Source organism: Phenylobacterium sp. (assembly GCF_036821595.1).
Classification (GTDB): domain Bacteria; phylum Pseudomonadota; class Alphaproteobacteria; order Caulobacterales; family Caulobacteraceae; genus Phenylobacterium.
On sequence record NZ_DAISJG010000055.1, the window covers coordinates 1 to 16,604 of the forward strand.

Annotated in this window: 19 protein-coding genes; 10 read left to right on the plus strand and 9 right to left on the minus strand. The window is 70.4% G+C overall.

Annotated elements, in window-relative coordinates; translation table 11 throughout:
- Both V7Z97_RS16450 and V7Z97_RS16455 read left to right on the plus strand, forming a co-directional pair.
- On the plus strand, nucleotides 1–1,026 hold a 1,026-nt coding region (locus V7Z97_RS16450; RefSeq protein WP_334164522.1), incomplete at its 5' end, for a WD40/YVTN/BNR-like repeat-containing protein.
- A complete protein-coding gene (locus V7Z97_RS16455) occupies nucleotides 1,026–1,289 on the plus strand; it encodes a MoaD/ThiS family protein (protein WP_334164523.1) in 264 nt (87 codons plus the stop codon). The genes V7Z97_RS16450 and V7Z97_RS16455, both read left to right, overlap by 1 nt.
- A gap of 17 nt (nucleotides 1,290–1,306) precedes the next feature.
- On the opposite strand, the gene serA is transcribed toward V7Z97_RS16455, so the two are convergent.
- Nucleotides 1,307–2,881 carry a phosphoglycerate dehydrogenase gene (gene serA / locus V7Z97_RS16460; RefSeq protein WP_334164524.1) on the minus strand — a complete coding sequence of 525 codons (1,575 nt, stop codon included), beginning with the start codon at nucleotides 2,879–2,881 and terminating at the stop codon, nucleotides 1,307–1,309.
- 79 nt (nucleotides 2,882–2,960) lie between these two features.
- Nucleotides 2,961–4,133 carry a phosphoserine transaminase gene (locus tag V7Z97_RS16465; RefSeq protein WP_334164525.1) on the minus strand — a complete coding sequence of 391 codons (1,173 nt, stop codon included), beginning with the start codon at nucleotides 4,131–4,133 and terminating at the stop codon, nucleotides 2,961–2,963.
- A 173-nt stretch (nucleotides 4,134–4,306) separates the two neighbouring features.
- On the opposite strand from V7Z97_RS16465, the gene V7Z97_RS16470 reads away from it, so the two are divergent.
- Nucleotides 4,307–5,215 (plus strand): DMT family transporter, encoded by a 909-nt coding sequence (locus tag V7Z97_RS16470; protein ID WP_334164526.1) that lies wholly within the window; start codon nucleotides 4,307–4,309, stop codon nucleotides 5,213–5,215.
- Here the strand turns inward: V7Z97_RS16470 and V7Z97_RS16475 are convergent.
- Both V7Z97_RS16475 and V7Z97_RS16480 read right to left on the minus strand, forming a co-directional pair.
- Nucleotides 5,172–5,600 carry a hypothetical protein gene (locus tag V7Z97_RS16475; protein ID WP_334164527.1) on the minus strand — a complete coding sequence of 143 codons (429 nt, stop codon included), beginning with the start codon at nucleotides 5,598–5,600 and terminating at the stop codon, nucleotides 5,172–5,174. The two genes, V7Z97_RS16470 and V7Z97_RS16475, sit on opposite strands and share 44 nt — an antisense overlap.
- Nucleotides 5,601–5,659: 59 nt before the next feature.
- Nucleotides 5,660–5,995 carry a hypothetical protein gene (locus V7Z97_RS16480; RefSeq protein WP_334164528.1) on the minus strand — a complete coding sequence of 112 codons (336 nt, stop codon included), beginning with the start codon at nucleotides 5,993–5,995 and terminating at the stop codon, nucleotides 5,660–5,662.
- 253 nt (nucleotides 5,996–6,248) lie between these two features.
- Here V7Z97_RS16480 and V7Z97_RS16485 point away from each other — a divergent pair, with 253 nt between their 5' ends.
- The 3 genes from V7Z97_RS16485 (at nucleotide 6,249) to V7Z97_RS16495 (ending at nucleotide 9,116) form a co-directional block, all read left to right on the plus strand.
- Nucleotides 6,249–8,144 (plus strand): ATP-binding protein, encoded by a 1,896-nt coding sequence (locus V7Z97_RS16485; protein ID WP_334164529.1) that lies wholly within the window; start codon nucleotides 6,249–6,251, stop codon nucleotides 8,142–8,144.
- Between the two features lie 120 nt (nucleotides 8,145–8,264).
- The gene (locus tag V7Z97_RS16490) at nucleotides 8,265–8,657 is read left to right on the plus strand and encodes a hypothetical protein (RefSeq protein ID WP_334164530.1); all 393 of its coding nucleotides are present in this window, start codon (nucleotides 8,265–8,267) and stop codon (nucleotides 8,655–8,657) included.
- An 87-nt stretch (nucleotides 8,658–8,744) separates the two neighbouring features.
- The gene (locus V7Z97_RS16495) at nucleotides 8,745–9,116 is read left to right on the plus strand and encodes a hypothetical protein (protein ID WP_334164531.1); all 372 of its coding nucleotides are present in this window, start codon (nucleotides 8,745–8,747) and stop codon (nucleotides 9,114–9,116) included.
- A gap of 57 nt (nucleotides 9,117–9,173) precedes the next feature.
- On the opposite strand, the gene V7Z97_RS16500 is transcribed toward V7Z97_RS16495, so the two are convergent.
- A complete protein-coding gene (locus tag V7Z97_RS16500; RefSeq protein ID WP_334164532.1) occupies nucleotides 9,174–9,989 on the minus strand; it encodes a PhzF family phenazine biosynthesis protein in 816 nt (271 codons plus the stop codon).
- Between the two features lie 44 nt (nucleotides 9,990–10,033).
- On the opposite strand from V7Z97_RS16500, the gene V7Z97_RS16505 reads away from it, so the two are divergent.
- Nucleotides 10,034–10,483, plus strand: coding sequence for a GNAT family N-acetyltransferase (locus V7Z97_RS16505; RefSeq protein WP_334164533.1), 450 nt, complete (start codon nucleotides 10,034–10,036; stop codon nucleotides 10,481–10,483).
- Here V7Z97_RS16505 and V7Z97_RS16510 read toward each other — a convergent pair.
- Both V7Z97_RS16510 and thiD read right to left on the minus strand, forming a co-directional pair.
- Entirely contained in the window at nucleotides 10,471–11,040 is a 570-nt protein-coding gene (locus tag V7Z97_RS16510; protein ID WP_334164534.1) for a nucleotidyltransferase family protein, read from the minus strand. The genes V7Z97_RS16505 and V7Z97_RS16510 overlap by 13 nt on opposite strands.
- Nucleotides 11,037–11,837 (minus strand): bifunctional hydroxymethylpyrimidine kinase/phosphomethylpyrimidine kinase, encoded by an 801-nt coding sequence (gene thiD / locus V7Z97_RS16515; protein ID WP_334164540.1) that lies wholly within the window; start codon nucleotides 11,835–11,837, stop codon nucleotides 11,037–11,039. Before thiD ends, V7Z97_RS16510 begins: the two co-directional genes overlap by 4 nt.
- A gap of 103 nt (nucleotides 11,838–11,940) precedes the next feature.
- Here thiD and V7Z97_RS16520 point away from each other — a divergent pair, with 103 nt between their 5' ends.
- A complete protein-coding gene (locus tag V7Z97_RS16520; protein ID WP_334164535.1) occupies nucleotides 11,941–12,177 on the plus strand; it encodes a hypothetical protein in 237 nt (78 codons plus the stop codon).
- Here the strand turns inward: V7Z97_RS16520 and folP are convergent.
- Nucleotides 12,174–12,965: a dihydropteroate synthase gene (gene folP, locus V7Z97_RS16525; RefSeq protein ID WP_334164536.1), complete on the minus strand. Its 792-nt coding sequence runs from the start codon at nucleotides 12,963–12,965 to the stop codon at nucleotides 12,174–12,176. The genes V7Z97_RS16520 and folP overlap by 4 nt on opposite strands.
- Before the next feature lie 144 nt (nucleotides 12,966–13,109).
- Between folP and V7Z97_RS16530 the strand changes: the two genes are divergently transcribed.
- On the plus strand, nucleotides 13,110–13,310 hold the full coding sequence (locus V7Z97_RS16530) for a hypothetical protein (RefSeq protein WP_334164537.1): 201 nt from the start codon (nucleotides 13,110–13,112) through the stop codon (nucleotides 13,308–13,310).
- A gap of 54 nt (nucleotides 13,311–13,364) precedes the next feature.
- Nucleotides 13,365–15,182: a PQQ-dependent sugar dehydrogenase gene (locus V7Z97_RS16535; protein WP_334164538.1), complete on the plus strand. Its 1,818-nt coding sequence runs from the start codon at nucleotides 13,365–13,367 to the stop codon at nucleotides 15,180–15,182.
- Between the two features lie 53 nt (nucleotides 15,183–15,235).
- On the opposite strand, the gene ftsH is transcribed toward V7Z97_RS16535, so the two are convergent.
- The coding region (ftsH, locus tag V7Z97_RS16540; protein WP_334164539.1) for an ATP-dependent zinc metalloprotease FtsH at nucleotides 15,236–16,604 on the minus strand (1,369 nt) is incomplete at its 5' end.

Consider the following 16,604-nt stretch of genomic DNA (forward strand, 5'->3'; position numbering starts at 1 on the left):
CCGATCCTGCTGGGCTGTATCGTCAACCACCTGGTCCTCGATCCGCGCGACGGGAAGACCCTGCTCATGGCCGCGTCCACCGGCCATCTGGGCCCGACGATCTTCCGGTCCACGGACGGCGGGGAAAGCTGGCAGGAGGCGCAGAAGCCGCCAGCCTTCCCGAAGGGCGAGCCGCACGGCCGGTCGGTGAACCACACCTTCTGGCTGGAGCCGGGGCACGCCAGCGAACCCGGCGTCTGGTGGGCGGCCACCTCGCCGCCGGGCCTGTTCCGCAGCGCCGACGACGGGGCGACCTGGGAGAGCGTGGAGGGCCTCAACGCGCACCCGAAGATCATGGACTGGCTGCCGCCGGACGGGGGCACGCCCGACGGGGCGATCGTCGCCGGCGTCTGCATCGACCCCCGCGACGCGAAGCACATGTACCTGGCCACCTGCTCGGCCGGCGTCCTCGAGACCTCCGACTACGGCGACGACTGGCGGCCGCTGAACCAGAACGTGGAGGCGAACTTCCTGCCGGACCCCTATCCGGAGTACGGCCAGGACAGCCACCAGATCGCGCTGGCCCCGACCAATCCGGACCGCATCTGGCAGCAGAACCACTGCGGCATCTACCGCCTCGACCGGCCCGGCGAGCGCTGGGAGCGGATCGGGAACGCCATGCCGGAGGAGGTGGGCGACATCGGCTTCTCCATCGTGCCGCACCCGCGCGACGCCGACACGGCCTGGGTCTTCCCCATGGACGGCACGGAGGTGTGGCCGAGGGTCAGTCCCGGCGGCCGCCCCGCCGTTTACCGCACGTCAGACGCCGGCCGGAGCTGGACGCGGCAGGACCGCGGCTTTCCGGCCGAGCAGGGCTGGTTCACGGTCAAGCGCCAGGCCTTCTGCCGCGACGAGGGGGCGCCCGTCGGCCTCTACCTCGGCACCACCGGCGGCGAGCTCTGGATGAGCGGGGACGAGGGGGAGAGCTGGTGCCAGATCGTCGCCCACCTGCCGGAGATCTATTCGGTGACCGCGGCGCGTCTCTGATGGTCCGGGTGCTGATCCCCTCCCAGCTCACCTCCTACACCGGCGGCGAAACCCGGCTGGAGGCGCAGGGCGCGACGGTGGACGCCGTCCTCGACGACGTCGACCGTCGCTTCCCCGGGCTGAAGTTCCGGGTGGTCGACGAGCAGGACCGGGTGCGCCGGCACATGCGGCTGTTCGTCGGCATGGACGAGACCCGCGACGTCCGCCGCCCCTTGAGAGACGGGGACGAACTGCTGATCTTCGGCGCGCTGAGCGGGGGGTAGAGCCCCCTCCGCCGGGCTCAGAACTTCAGCAGGCGGGCTTCCTTCACGTGGGGCAGGGCCTGGATCTTCTTCAGCAGGTCGTCGGACGGATCCTGGTCGATACCGATCATGGCGATGGCGTCCTGGCCCACGGTGACGCGGCCGAGGTTGAAGGTGGCGATGTTGACGTTCGCGTCCGACAGCAGCGCCCCGATCGCGCCGATGAAGCCGGGCTTGTCGAGGTTGTTCACATAGAGCATCCGCGGTGAGAACGGCGCGTCGAGGTCCATGCCCTTCACCTCGACGATGCGTGCCGCGCCGGCGAGGACCGAGCCGGCGAAGCCGCGGCGGCCCTTCTCGGTCTCGATGACGATCCTCATCAGGCTCTCGTAGATCGGCGAGTCCTCCTGCTTGGACTCCGAGACCGAGATGCCCCGCTCCTTCGCCACGGCCGGAGCCGAGACCATGTTGATCTCGGCCAGCATGGGCCGCATGATTCCGGCCAGCGCCGCCGCGGTCATAGGCTTGGTGTTGAGCTTGGCGACCTCGCCTTCGTAGGCGATGTCGATGCCCTTTATGCCGTAGTCGACCATCTGGCCGGCCAGCGCCCCGAGCTTCTCGGCGAGCGCAACGAAAGGCTTCAGACGCGGCGCCTCCTCGGCGGTGACGGAGGGGCTGTTCAGCGCATTGGTGACGGCGCCGGTGAGCAGGAAGTCGCTCATCTGCTCGGCCACCTGCAGGGCGACGTTCTCCTGCGCCTCGTTGGTCGAGGCGCCCAGGTGCGGCGTGGCGATGAAGTTCGGCGCGCCGAACAGCGGGTTCTCCTTGGCCGGCTCCTGCACGAAGACATCGAAGGCGGCGCCGCCGACGTGGCCCTCGTCCAGCAGCTTGCGCAGGGCGACCTCGTCCACCAGGCCGCCGCGGGCGCAGTTGACGATCATCACGCCCTTCTTGGTCTTCTTCAGGTTGGCGGCCGACAGGATGTTCCTGGTCTTGTCGGTGAGCGGGGTGTGCAGGGTGATGATGTCGGCGCGCTTCAGGAGCTCGTCCAGCTCCACCTTCTCCACCCCGATCTCCACGGCGCGCTCCTCGGAGAGGAACGGGTCGTAGGCGACGACGTGCATCTTCAGGCCGTTGGCGCGGTCGGCGACGATGCCGCCGATGTTGCCGGCCCCGATCAGGCCCAGCGTCTTGCCGTAGAGCTCGACGCCCATGAACCGGTTCTTCTCCCACTTGCCGGCCTGGGTGGAGGCGTCGGCGGCGGGAAGCTGGCGGGCCAGCGCGAACATCATGGCGATGGCGTGCTCGGCGGTGGTGATCGAGTTGCCGAACGGGGTGTTCATAACGACGATCCCGGCGGCCGTGGCGGCGGGGATGTCGACGTTGTCCACGCCGATGCCGGCGCGGCCGATGACCTTCAGCTTCTTGGCGGCGGCGAGGACATCCTTGTCGGCCTTGGTGGCCGAGCGGACGGCCAGGCCGTCGTAGTCACCGATGATCTTGAGCAGCTCTTCCTTGGGAAGGCCGGTCTTCACGTCGGCGTCGACGCCGCGTTCCTTGAAGATGGCGAGGGCGGCCGGGGAGAGCGAGTCGGCAATGAGCACGCGGGGCATTCGGTGGTCTCCTTTCGGGAGAGGGAGTCCTCCCGTGCGGTCACGGGAGGCTCGTGTCAGGGGATGGGCGGGCGGCCGGTTAGGCCGCGGCCTGCAGGTCGGCAGCGACGGTGGCGAAGGCCCAGTCGAGCCAGGGGGTGAGGGCGTCGAGGTCGGAGGTGTCGACCGTGGCGCCGCACCAGATCCGCAGACCCGGCGGGGCGTCGCGGTAGCCGCCGACGTCGAGGGCCACGCCCTCCTTCTCGAGCACGCCGGCGAGCTTCTTGGCGAAGTCCGCCTGGGCGTCAGGCGAGAGGCCGGTCACCCGCGGGTCGATCACCTTCAGGCAAACCGAGGTGTTGGACCGCGTCTCGGGGTCCTCCGCCAGGAAGGCGGCCCAGGGCGCGCGCTGGGTCCAGGCCTCCAGCACGGCGAGGTTGGCGTCGGCCCGGCGCCTCATCTCGGCGAGGCCGCCGATGTTCGACGCCCACTTCAGGGCGTCGAGATAGTCCTCCACGCAGAGCATGGAGGGGGTGTTGATGGTGGAGCCCTCGAAGATCTCGAGGTTCACCTTGCCGCCCTTGGTCATCCGGAAGAGCTTCGGCATCGGCCAGGGCGGGCTGTAGCTCTCGAGGCGGGCGACGGCGCGGGGACCGAGGATCAGGACGCCGTGCGCGCCCTCCCCGCCCAGAGCCTTCTGCCAGGAGAAGGTCACCACATCGAGCTTCGCCCAGTCCAGCGTCTGGGCGAAGGCGGCCGAGGTGGCGTCGCAGATGGTGATGCCTTCGCGGTCGTCGGCGATGAAGTCGCCGTTCGGCACGCGCACGCCGGACGTGGTGCCGTTCCAGGTGAAGACCAGGTCGGCGTCCTTGCGGACCCTCGTCAGGTCGGGGAGCTGGCCGTAGTCCGCCGAGAGCACCTCCGCCTCCAGCTTGAGCTGCTTGGTCACGTCGGTGACCCAGTCCTTGCCGAAGCTCTCGAATGCCAGGAGCTGCACGGGGCGCGGGCCCAGCATCGACCACATGGCCATCTCCACGGCGCCGGTGTCGGAGCCGGGGACGATGCCGATCAGGAAGTCGTCGGGGACCTCCAGCACCTCGCGGGTGCGGTCGATGGCTTCCTTGAGTCGCGCCTTGCCGAGCTTGGACCGGTGCGACCGCCCGAGCACGGCGTTGGAAAGGTTTTCGGGGGTCCATCCGGGGCGCTTGGCGCACGGGCCGGATGAGAACTCGGGACGAGCCGGGCGCATGGCCGGCTTCGGCGGGGTATTCATAGCGATGTCTCCCATCCTTGCAGATGAGCAGCGCCCCGTTGGGAGGGCGTGGCCCGCCCGCCAGAAATCCGGGTTCTTGCTGCAGCGCAAGAGAAATGTTCTGAAACCTGTCGTGAGCGGCGCTATGGCGCAGCTCGATTGGCGCGGCGCTCGGACCGTGATCCAAGGCCCTCATGACGACCTCCAAGGCCTTCGACTGGGCGGTGCTGGCCTTCCTGGTCCTGTGGTGGGGCTCGTCCTTCGCCGTTCTGAAGATCGCCACGGCCCACATCCCGCCGCTCTGGAACACCGCCGGTCGTCTGGTGGTGGCGATCCCGGTGCTGGCCCTGGTGATGGCGGCGCGTCGCCAGCCGCTGCCGCCGTGGCGCGATCCGGTGTGGCGAGTCTACGCCCTGATCGGCTTCCTGGGCATGGCCGTGCCCTTCGCGCTCTACGCCTACTCGGCCCAGCGCCTGCCCAGTGCGGTCAACGCCATCTGCAACGGCGCGTCGCCGATCTTCACCGGCGTGCTCGCCCACGCCTTCCTGGCCTCGGACCGGCTGACCGGGCGAAAGACGGCCGGCGTCCTGCTGGGCTTCGCGGGCCTGGTGGTGCTGGTGGCGCCCCGGCTCGCCGAGGGCATGACCATCGAGACGGCCGGCCTGATCGCCGCCCTGGTGGGCGCCGTCCTCTACGCCGTGGCCAATGTCCTGACCCGCACCGCCCCACCCGCCCCGGCCGCGGCCGGGGCCCTGATGATGTGCCTGTGGGCGGCGCCCTGCGCGCTGGCCGCGGCCATCCTGATGGAGCCCCTGCCGCCCTGGCCGCCCCTGCCGTCGCTGCTGGCGATGATCGCCCTGGGGGTGATCTCGACCGCCATCGCCACCATCGGCTACGTCTTCCTGATCCACCGCCGGGGGCCGCTGTTCATGAGCATGGGGATCTACCTGGCGCCGGTGTTCGCCACGGCCCTGGGCGTGGCGGCGCTCGGAGAACGTCCCGGCTGGTCGGCCATCGCGGCGCTGGCGCTGATCCTGGCCGGTGTGGGCCTGGTGACGATCAGCCGCCCGCCGCCGCCCGCCGCCGACGGCGCCAGGCGATGACGGTGCCGCTCAGCAGGCAGAGGCTGACGGCGAAGAAGTTCAGGTTGTTGAGGTTCGCGAAGAGCTCGTCGTACGGCCGGGCGACGACGGTGTAGTAGGCGTGCAGGGTGAACAGCAGGCCGTACAGCAGCATGACGCCGCCGAGCCAGAAGCTGGCGTAGTAGACGGTGAGCGGGAGCAGCAGGAGCGCGGTCAGGCCGTTGTTGACCAGGGACAGCAGCGGCTGGTGGTCGATGACCCAGCCGTTGAGCACGCCGACAAGCAGATTTGCGAGGATGAGGCCGGCCGCAAAGCGCTCCGGCGCGCCCCCCTTCACCAGCCCGAAGACGCAGGTGGCGGCGACGAAGAGCAGCAGGATTGTCGCAAGGGCGTAGACAGCTGTCATTGCTGCACCCCTTAGATGGTCAAAGGGGTGCAGCAACAGTTAAACTCTGGACACCTTGATCAGCTGGCGTCGCGCAGCAGGGCCGCCTTCTCGCCTTCGGTCAGCAGCGAGGGCTTGATCACGTCCATCGTCGTGCGGATGCCGAGACGAAGCTTGGCTTCGTTCAGCTCGTTGTGCACGCCCACCATGGCCGTACGGGCCTCGCTGAGGGCCTTCATGGCTTCCATCAGCTTCACCTGGCAGTCATCGGCGAACACCAGGGACGTGTTCACGTCCTTACGGGCCGCGAGCATCACACTCATCAGCTCGGCGGCTTCCGCCAGCGCGCCGTCGACGGCGGCTTCGGTCTCGAACAGCTTGCTGGCGACCTTGCGCGCCACGAACGCTTTTTCCATCAGACAACCCCTCCACGAAGGAACCCACGCCGTCAGGGTAAATGAAAGGTGAAGCTTCCGGCAAACGATTCATCAGTTGTTAAGCATAATTTGCTCGGCTGCTGGTTGTAGCGTGGCCGTGCAGGCACAGATTCGCCTGGCGCGCGAGCCCCTGCCCGCCGAGGGCGAACAACTTTGGCGTGCGGGTGCTTCGGAAGCGAAGCGTTAGGATTATCGGCTTAAGGCGGAATCTCGTGCGACCTCCGCGAGCATCATGACCCAGCCCACCGGCGAGACAGACCGGGTTCCCGTCGCCAGCTTCCACGCCCGAGTGGCCAGCGTGGGACTGATCACGACGCTCGTCGTGCTGCTGGCGGCCTGCCTGACCTTCATGCTGCAGCAATGGGCGGTTGCAAAAACCCAGTCGCACCAGATCCACCAGTCGGTGGCCCAGATCACCGCCCAGACCGCGGCCCCGGTCATGGCCAGAGGCGACCTGGCCGCGCTCGGTCCGCCGCTCGCCGCCCTGGCCGGCAGCGAGCGCGTGGTGTCGGCCACCCTCAGCGATCCCGCGGGCCGCCCGATCGCCGCCTATCGCCGCGAGGACGGTCACCCCAGGTACGCCGCGGAGGCGATCCGCGCCGACGTGGTGGACAAGGGCCGCCTGGTCGGGCGCCTGGATATGACGGTGGAGAGCCCGGCGCTGACGCCGTTGCTGCCGCAGTTCATCGCGCTCACCTTCGCCCTGCTGTTCGGCGGCATCGGCGTGGCCCTGTTCCTCGCCCGCAGCCTGGCGCGCCGGGTGATCGCGCCTGTCCAGAGCCTGTCGGAAGCCATGCACGAGGTGGCCGCCGGCGGCAGCTTCGCGCCCGTGGAGGCCGCCGCGCAGGACGAGCTGTTCCGCAGCCTCAACGACAGCTTCAACCACCTCCTCGACAAGCTCGGCGAGCGCGAGGAGGACCTGAAGCGGGCCATGCGCGAGCTGGAGAGCGCGCGCGACGCCGCCAACGCCGCGAACGTGCTGAAGACCCAGTTCCTGGCCAACATGAGCCACGAGATCCGCACGCCGCTGAACGGCGTGCTGGCCATGGCCGAGGTGATGGCGATGGGCGAGCTTGCGCCGACCCAGCGCGGCCGCCTGGATGTCATCCGCCAGTCGGGCGCCCTGCTTCTGGCGGTGCTGAACGACGTGCTCGACCTCTCGAAGATCGAGGCCGGCAAGCTGACGCTGGCCCGGGACGACTTCGAGCTCGAGCCGATCATCGCCGCCACCCGCGAGAACTACGCGGTGCAGGCGCGCGACAAGGGCCTCGGGTTCGAGGTGGAGGTCGACCCCACCGCCGCCGGCTGGTGGCGCGGCGACCCCGACCGCCTGCGCCAGATCCTCGGCAACCTGCTGTCCAACGCGGTGAAGTTCACGCCCCAGGGGTCGGTCGCCGCCCTCATCGACGTCAATCCGGACACCGGCGCGCTCCGCATGGTGGTGCGCGACACCGGCGTCGGCATCGCGCCCGAGAAGCTGCCGACCCTGTTCGAGAAGTTCACCCAGGCCGACAACTCGGCCACCCGACGTTTCGGCGGCACCGGCCTGGGCCTCGCCATCTGCCGCGAGCTGACCCAGATGATGGGCGGCGCCATCGACGTGGAGAGCCGCGAGGGCAAGGGCTCCGTCTTCACCGTCGAGCTGCCCCTGCAGCATGGCGAGGCGAACGACGCGGCGGCGACCGCGACGATCAGCCACGACGCCGGCATCCGCCTGCTGGCCGCCGAGGACAACCCCACCAACCGCCAGGTGCTGACGGCGGTGATGAACTCCCTGGGCATCGACATCGACATCGTGCCCGACGGCAAGGAGGCGGTGGAGGCTTGGCGGGTCGGCGGCTACGACCTGATCCTCATGGACATCCAGATGCCGGTCATGGACGGCATCCAGGCCGCCAAGGCGATCCGCGCGGCCGAGAAGAAGCAGGGCCGGACGCGGACGCCGATCGTGGCGCTGACCGCCAACGCGCTCTCCCACCAGGTCGCCGAATACCTGGCGGTGGGCATGGACGGCCATGTGGCCAAGCCGATCGAGATCGCCAAGCTCTACGAGGCGATCTCCACCGCGCTCAACGCCGCCGCCACGGGGGGCGCCCAGACGGGCGCGAGCCAGACGAACGCGGCCTGAACGCGTCGTCACCAACCTGAACCTTGCACAACGTCCGGCTCAGACGCGCGTCAGGGGCGGTGTGGTTTCTTCAGTCCATCAACGCCGGGTCACCGGCGCTCGAATGGTCTGGAGGACCAGATGAAGAATATCCTGCTCTCGGTCGCCGCCGCCGCCGCGCTGGCCACGGCCGCCGCTCCCGCCGCCGCCCAGTCCTGGGACCGTGGCCACGACCGCGCCTACGCCGGCGCCCGCCACACTAGCGGCGAGGTCGATGGACTGGAATGGAAGATCAACAACGCCGCCCGCGAAGGCCGCATCTCGCGCGGCGAGGCCCGCGAGCTGATGGGCGAGCTCCGCGCCGTCCAGCCCCTGGCGTGGCGCGTCGAGACCGGCCAGGCGAGCCGCTGGGAGCGCCAGCGCCTCGACCAGGCGGTGAACCGCATCGAACGCGCGGTGAACACCTATCGCCGCGCCGACCGCTACGACCGTGACGGCCGCGAGTACGGCTACGGCTACGGCCGCCGCCGCTAGCGGCCAAGCCCTTCCCGCGGGGTTCAGACGCCCCGCGGGCGGGACCGCCATTCAGAGGGACACCCTTTCAGCCAAGGACTCTGACCGATGAAGAAGCTCACAATCCTGACCCTCGCCGGCGCCGCCTCGGCCCTCGCCCTTTCCGCCACGGCCGCCTCGGCGCAGCCCTACCATCACCCGGGCAATGACTGGCAGTCGATCAATCAGCGCCAGCAGCAGCTCGACCGCCGCATCGACCGCGGCGTCCAGCGGGGCGACCTGACCCGCGTCGAGGCCCGGCGCCTGCGCGGCGAATTCCACCAGCTGGCGCGCCTGGAGGCCCGGTACCGGGTGAACGGCCTGACCCGCTGGGAGCGCGCCGACCTCGACCGCCGGTTCGACCGCCTCGCGGCGCAGATCCGCTTCGAACGCCGCGACCGGGACTACGGCTATGGCTACGGCGACCGCTATCGCCGCTAGAGTTCACCCCCCAACCCCGATGGAGGCCCCCGGAGCGATCCGGGGGCCTTCTGCGTGTCAGGGCCGGACGCGCAGGAGGCCGTCGACCACCGTCGCTGCGCGGCCGCGCAGCAGGACGCGGTCCCCCCGGTGCTCGCACTCCAGGTCGCCGCCACGGCCGGGGTAGGCCTGGTGGAACGTCACCGTCGGCCGGCCGAGCTTATCGGCGAACATCGGGGCCAGGATGCAGTGCAGGGAGCCCGTCGCCGGGTCCTCGGGAATGCCCGAGCCCGGGGCGAAGAAGCGGTCAACGACGTCGTAGGGGCGGCCGGCGTCGGCCAGGGCCGCGACCCCGACATTGCCCCGGCTCCCGGTGTGCTCGCCCGCGACCTTCTCCAGGGCCAGGAGGTCGGGCGTCACCGCCCGGACTGCCGCCTCGTCCGCCAGCACGGCGATGACATAGTTCGACGCCCAGACTTCCACCGGCTGCACGCCAAGCGCCTCGGCGAGGCCTGCCACCTCGCAGCGCTTCGGCGGCTGGGACGGGAAGTCCATCTCGTAGAGCTCCCCCGCGCGCTGGACGGTGAGCGGGCCGGACTTCGTGTCGAAGGTGACCCGGGGCGCGTCCAGCCCCAGTTCGGCCAGGAGCACGTGGCCCGACGCGAGCGTGGCATGGCCGCACAGCGGCACCTCCATCGCCGGGGTGAACCATCGCAGGCCGAACCGCGCCGGCTCCGCGGTCTTCAGGAGGAAGGCCGTCTCGGCCTGGTTATTCTCCGCCGCCAGCCTCTGCATCCAGGCGGTCTCCGGCCAGGCGTCCATCGGCTCCACCACACAGGCGGGGTTGCCCTTGAAGGGCTCGGGCGCGAAGGCGTCGACAGTCCACTGGCGCATGACGGCAAGGTCTCCTATGGCGAAGCTTCGAGATAGGAGCCGCAATGCCCCACGAAACCCGCCGCGAGGATGGTTATGTCGTCAGCGACGACGTTGCGAGGTTCGATGTTGCCCGGGCGCATCAGTGGATCACCGGCGAAAGCTACTGGGCCGAGGGGATTCCGCTCGCAATCTTCGCGAAGGCCTGCGCGGGCAGCCTGACGGTGGGCGCCTATGCGCCGGACGGCCAGATGGCCGGCATGGCCCGGGTGGTGACCGACAGGGCGACCTTCGGCTGGATCTGCGACGTCTTCGTGGACGAGGCCCACCGCGGCGCCGGCCTGGGGAAGCTGCTCATGGCCTATCTGAAGGGCCACCCGGACCTGCAGGGCTTCCGCCGCATGCATCTCGCCACCCGCGACGCCCATGGACTCTACGCCCAATTCGGTTTCGGCCCGCTCACCGGGGCGGACCGCTGGATGGAAATCCGGGACCCTGACGTCTACCGGCGCTGAACCTCCACCTCCGGCCAGCGGGCGGTCACCGAGGCCGCGGTGCGCTCGAAGCCTCCGGTCACCCGCGACGGGTTGGGCCTGAGGCGCATGGCGAAGAGATCCTCCAGGCCGAACGGGGCCACGATGGTCAGGCGTTCGTCCGGCTCGAGGCGCACGCCGACCGCGAACAGCGGGCTGACGAAGCGGGTCAGGGCCTCCGCGGCGTGCGTCAGCGGGGCGTAGGGCTCGCCGAAGTTGCCCTCGAACCACAGGTGGACGCGGGCCTGGTTGCGGACCTCCACCATCTCGCGCAGCGGCGGCTCGAAGGCCGCGGCGGCGCGGCGGATCACCGCGTCCTCGGCCTCGTAGGAGGTGTCGGAGGCGTCGAAGTAGCCGAGGTCGTAGTCCTTGATTCCATAGCCGGCCGGCCGGCCGGTCAGGTGGTTCAGCACCGGCTGATAGATGGCGCCGGAGAAGATCAGCCAGTCCGGCAGGTCGAGCTCGCGGGCGACGCCCAGGACCCGCATAAGGTCGGGCGTCTCGCGCAGGATGGCGTCGAGGCGGGCCTCCAGGCTCATGCCTTGCCCCGCAGCGTCCAGGCGTGGTCGAGCGGCCCGTGACCCTGGCCGAAGCCGGGCGCGCGGGCCATGGCCTCCTGCACATAGGCCCAGGCGCGGGCGACGGCCTCCGGGAGCGGCAGGCCCTGGGCGAGGCCCGTCGCGCAGGCCGAGGCGAGCGTGCAGCCGGTGCCGTGGGTGTGGCGGGTGTGCTGCCGTTCGGCCTCGAACATGGTCTCGCCGGCGGGCGTCATCAGCACGTCGGTCACCCGTTCGCCCTCCAGGTGGCCGCCCTTCATCAGCACCGCGCGGGCGCCCATGGCCAGCAGCGCTTCGCCGGCCCGGCGCAGGTCGTCGGGCGTGGCGATCGCTTGGCCGGTCAGGGCCTCGGCCTCGGGGGCGTTGGGGGTCAGCAGGGCCGCGCGGGGGACCATCAGCCGCTGCACCGCGCCCACCGCGCCGGCGGTCAGCAGGGACGCGCCGCCCTTGGCGACCATGACGGGATCGACCACCGCCGGCGCCGGTGTGAGGTCGAGGATGGCGGCCACGGTCTCCACTGCCGCGGTGTCGCCCAGCATGCCGGTCTTCAGCGCGTCCGCCCCGATGTCGTTCAGCACGGCGCGGGCCTGCGCCGCCACCACGTCCAGAGGGATCGGGTGGACGCCGGTGACGCCGAGGGTGTTCTGAACCGTGATCGCGGTCACCGCCGTCGCGGCGTAGCCGCCCAGCGCCGTCACCGTCTTGATGTCGGCCTGGATCCCGGCCCCGCCGCCGGAATCGGAGCCGGCGATGATCAGGACTCGACCGAGGCGCTGCATGGGCAGGCCGATAGCCCGGCCGGCGCGAAATTGCATCGGGATTTGCGTTCCGTCAGGCCCCGCGCCGGCGCAGTGTTGTGGAAAGGTCGCCAAGGAGGCCGCCATGACCGGAACCTGCGAAAGCTGCGGCATGCCCATCGAGTCCGGCCGCTACTGCCCGCACTGCGTCGACGACGCGGGCGCCCTGCAGAACTTCGACACCCGTTTCGAACGGATGGTCGGCTGGCGGCTGCGGGAGCATGGCGGCACGCGCGAGGCGGCCGAGCGGGCCACGGCGGCCTACATGGCCACCATGCCCGCCTGGCGCGACCATCCGGGGCTGCGGTCGAAGCTGGCCTAGCGGGCCGCGGCGATCGCGTTCCAGACCCGCAGCGCCTGGGCCGTCTCGCGCACGTCGTGCACGCGCACGGCGGCGACGCCTGCCGCCGCGCCCGCCAAAGCCGCGGCGATGGAGCCGCCCAGCCGCTCGGACGGCGGCCGGCCACCGCCGTCCACCGCGCTGATGAAGCTCTTGCGGCTGACTCCGAGCAGCACCGGGAAACCCAGCGCCACGATCCGGTCGAGGTGGGCGAGCAGCGGCAGGTTGTGCGCCATCAGGTGCTTGCCGAAGCCGATGCCCGGGTCGAGCCAGATGCGATCCCGGCCCACGCCGGCCGCCATGGCGGCCTCGGCCCGCGCGGCCAGGAAGTCCGCCACCTCCGCCACCACGTCGACGTAGCGCGGCTCGGCCTGCATGGTGCGGGGCTCGCCCTGCATGTGCATCAGCACCACCTCGCAGCCCAGCTCGGCGGCCGCCTCCAGGCTGTCGGGGGCATGGCGCAGCGCGCTGACGTCGTTCCACATGGTCGCCCCGGCCGCGACGGCCGCGCGGGCGACGGCCGGCTTCATGGTGTCCACGGAAACGGCCACCTCGCTCTCGGCCCGAATGGCGCGGATCAGGGGAACGACGCGCGCGATCTCCTCGCCCACATCCACCGGCCCGGCGCCCGGTCGCGTGGATTCGCCCCCGACATCGAGGATGTCCGCCCCGTCGGCGATCAGGCCGCGGGCATGGGCAAGCGCCCGCTCCGGATCCAGGAAGCGGCCTCCGTCTGAGAAGCTGTCAGGTGTGACGTTCGTCACAGCCATGACGCGGACCGCACGCATAGTGCGCAGATCAGGCTTGGCCATTGGAGAGGAGGCTTATCCATGTCGACATGGCAGGGCGGCTCCCCCTTCAATAGCAGGCGTTGGAGCCTTTTCGAGATCGGGTCACCGCGACGGGGCGCGGCCATGACGCTGAATCCCTTCCGCCTCTACCGGCGCTGGCGGCGGCTGGAGCGCCAGGCGATCGAGGAAGCGCAGCACCTGCGCCGCCGGCACGGCGCGGAAGCCCTGGCCCACGCCGAGCAGCAGCTCGCCCGGCCCGACGTGACCTCCTGGGGCCGGCTGGTGCTGCGACGCGCGATCAGGCTGCTGCGATCCACGGCGTGAACACCTGCGCCTTGGCCGCGTTTTGGGTGAAGGCGGAGCCTCAGGGAGCGGGTCATGGCCGAGATCTCCGGCACTCAGGCGCGGGACACCCTCACCGGAACCGGCAGCGCCGACACCATCTCGGGCGGGGACGGCGCCGACACCCTGTTCGGCGGCGCCGGGAATGACGCCCTCTACGGCCACGGCCCGTCCGACACCGATGCGTCCAGCGGCCTGATCGACGCCGTACGCGTCGCGTCCGGCCTCTCGTCGCCGCTGTTCGGCGCCTCGCCGCCGGGCGATCCGGACCGGTTGTTCCTGGTGGAGCAGCACACCGGCCGCATCCGGATCCTCGACCTGAACACCGGCCAGGTGCAGTCCGACCCCTTCCTGGACCTGCCGGACAACAGCCTGGCGAGCGGCGGGGAACAGGGGTTGCTGGGGCTGGCCTTCCACCCCGACTACGCCGCCAATGGCCGTTTCTACGTCAACCTGACGAACGCCCTGGGCGACACCGAGATCCGGGAGTACCGCCGGGCCGACGCCAACCATGCCGACGCCGGCTCCTCCCGGTTGGTGCTGACGTTCGACCAGCCGTTCGCCAACCATAACGGCGGCTGGATGGCCTTCGGTCCCGACGGCTTCCTCTACATCGCCTCGGGCGACGGGGGCTCTGGCAACGACCCGCAGAACAACGCCCAGAACCCGAACAGTCCGCTGGGCAAGATCCTGCGCATCGATGTGGAGGGCGACGCCTTCCCCGGCGACCCTGGCCGCAACTACACGATCCCGCCGGGCAACCCCTTCGCCGGGGCGGCGGCGGGCGCGGACGAGGTCTGGCTGACGGGCCTGCGCAACCCGTGGCGGGCGAGCTTCGATCCCGTCACCGGCGATCTCTGGATCGGCGACGTCGGCCAGGGCGCCCGCGAGGAGGTGGACGTGGCGCCCGCCGGCCAGGGCGGGCTGAACTTCGGCTGGCGGTTCATGGAAGGGACGCAGCCGAACATCGGCGCCCCGCCGGATGGGCTGACCGGTCCGATCCTCGACTACGACCGGACGACGCCGCTCTACTCCGGCGTCGCCGTCACCGGCGGCTACGTCTACCACGGCCCCGGCGGTGGCCAGGGGCTCTACTGGTTCGGCGATTTCGCCAGCGGCAATATCTGGTCCGTGGCGCTGAAGGACGGCGCCGCCCAGGACTTCCTCAACCGCAATGCCCAGTTGGTGGTCAGCGGCGGCGGCGACATCGACCAGATCGCCTCCTTCGCCGTGGACGGACGCGGCCGGCTCTACATCATCGGCCTGGACGGCGACGTTCACCGCCTCACGCCCCGGACGGGGGCCGGCGACGCGGGCGACGTCATCCGCGGCGAGGACGGCGACGACCTGATCTACGGCGGCCTGTTCTTCGACGACCTGCACGGCAACACGGGCCAGGACACCGTCGTCGGCGGTCATGGCGACGACTGGGTGGTGGGAGGCCAGGGGCAGGACCTGCTGGACGGGGGACCCGGCGCCGACATCGTCTATGGCAACCTGGGCCTGGACTGGCTGGACGGCGGCGACGGGGCCGACCTGATGCGCGGCGGCCAGGGGGACGACACCCTCCTGGGCCAGGCCGGCGACGACTGGATGAGCGGAGACCGCGGCGACGACACCCTGAGCGGCGGCCCGGGTGCCGACACCTTCCACACCTTCGGCGAGGCCGGGATCGACCGGGTGACGGACTTCAGCCGCGCCCAGGGCGACCGGGTGCAGCTCATGCCGGGCCAGACCTATGTGCTCAGCGAGACCGGCGAGGGCGTGGTCATCGACATGCCGGGCGGCGGCCGGATGATCCTCGTGGGCGTGCAGATGAGCCAGCTCACCGGCGACTGGATCTTCGGGGCATAGGAAAAGGGCGGCCGCATCGCTGCGGCCGCCCAGCAACTTCCGTCAGCTTCGGCTCACGCCGGCTCGGGATCGGGCCGGGGCGAGATCGGCACGGAGACCGCGGGACCCGTGGGCCGCTTGGCGTCCGCCTCCTCGCGCACGGGCGGGACGCCCTTCAGCGCGTTGGTGATCTCCTCGCCGGTCAGGGTCTCGTACTCGAGCAGGGACCTGGCCAGGGTGTGGAGATCCTCCATCTTCTCGGTCAGGATCCGCCGGGCTTCCTTCTCGCCGGATTCCACCAGCCGGCGGACCTCCTCGTCGATGATCTTCGCGGTCTCTTCCGAGACGTTCTGGTTGCGGGCGACGGAGTGTCCCAGGAAGACCTCCTCCTGGTTCTCGCCATACTCCACCGCGCCAAGCCGGTCGGAGAAACCCCACTTGGTCACCATGGCGCGGGCAAGCTTTGTCGCCTGGCTGATGTCCGAGGAGGCGCCCGAGGTCACCTTGTCCTTGCCGAAGATCAGCTCCTCGGCGACGCGGCCACCGAACAGGATGGCGATACGCGAGGTCATCTGCTCGTAGGACATGGAGAACTTGTCCCGCTCGGGCAGCTGCATGACCATGCCCAGGGCGCGGCCGCGCGGAATGATCGTCGCCTTGTGCACCGGGTCGGTGGCCGGGACGTTCAGGGCCACCAGGGCGTGGCCGCCCTCGTGGTAGGCGGTGAGCTTCTTCTCGTCCTCGGTCATGACCATCGACCGGCGCTCGGCGCCCATCATGACCTTGTCCTTGGCGTCCTCGAAGTCGCGCATGGTGACCATGCGCCGGTTCTTCCGGGCGGCCATCAGGGCGGCTTCGTTGACCAGGTTGGCGAGGTCCGCGCCCGAGAAGCCGGGGGTGCCGCGGGCGATGACCTTCACCTCGACGTCGGCGGCCAGCGGCACGTTCTTCATGTGCACGCGCAGGATGCGCTCGCGGCCGTTGATGTCCGGGTTCGGCACCACGACCTGGCGGTCGAAGCGGCCGGGGCGCAGGAGCGCCGGATCGAGCACGTCGGGACGGTTGGTGGCGGCGATCAGGATGATGCCCTCGTTCGCCTCGAAGCCGTCCATCTCGACCAGCAGCTGGTTCAGCGTCTGCTCGCGCTCGTCGTTGCCGCCGCCGAGGCCCGCGCCGCGGTGCCGGCCCACGGCGTCGATCTCGTCGATGAAGATGATGCAGGGCGCGTTCTTCTTGGCCTGCTCGAACATGTCGCGCACGCGGCTGGCGCCGACGCCCACGAACATCTCCACGAAGTCGGAGCCCGAGATGGTGAAGAACGGCACGCCCGCCTCGCCCGCGACGGCGCGCGCGATCAGGGTCTTACCCGTGCCGGGCGGGCCGATCAGCAGGGCGCCCTTGGGGATCTTGCCGCCCAGGCGCTGGAACTTCTGCGGGTCCTTC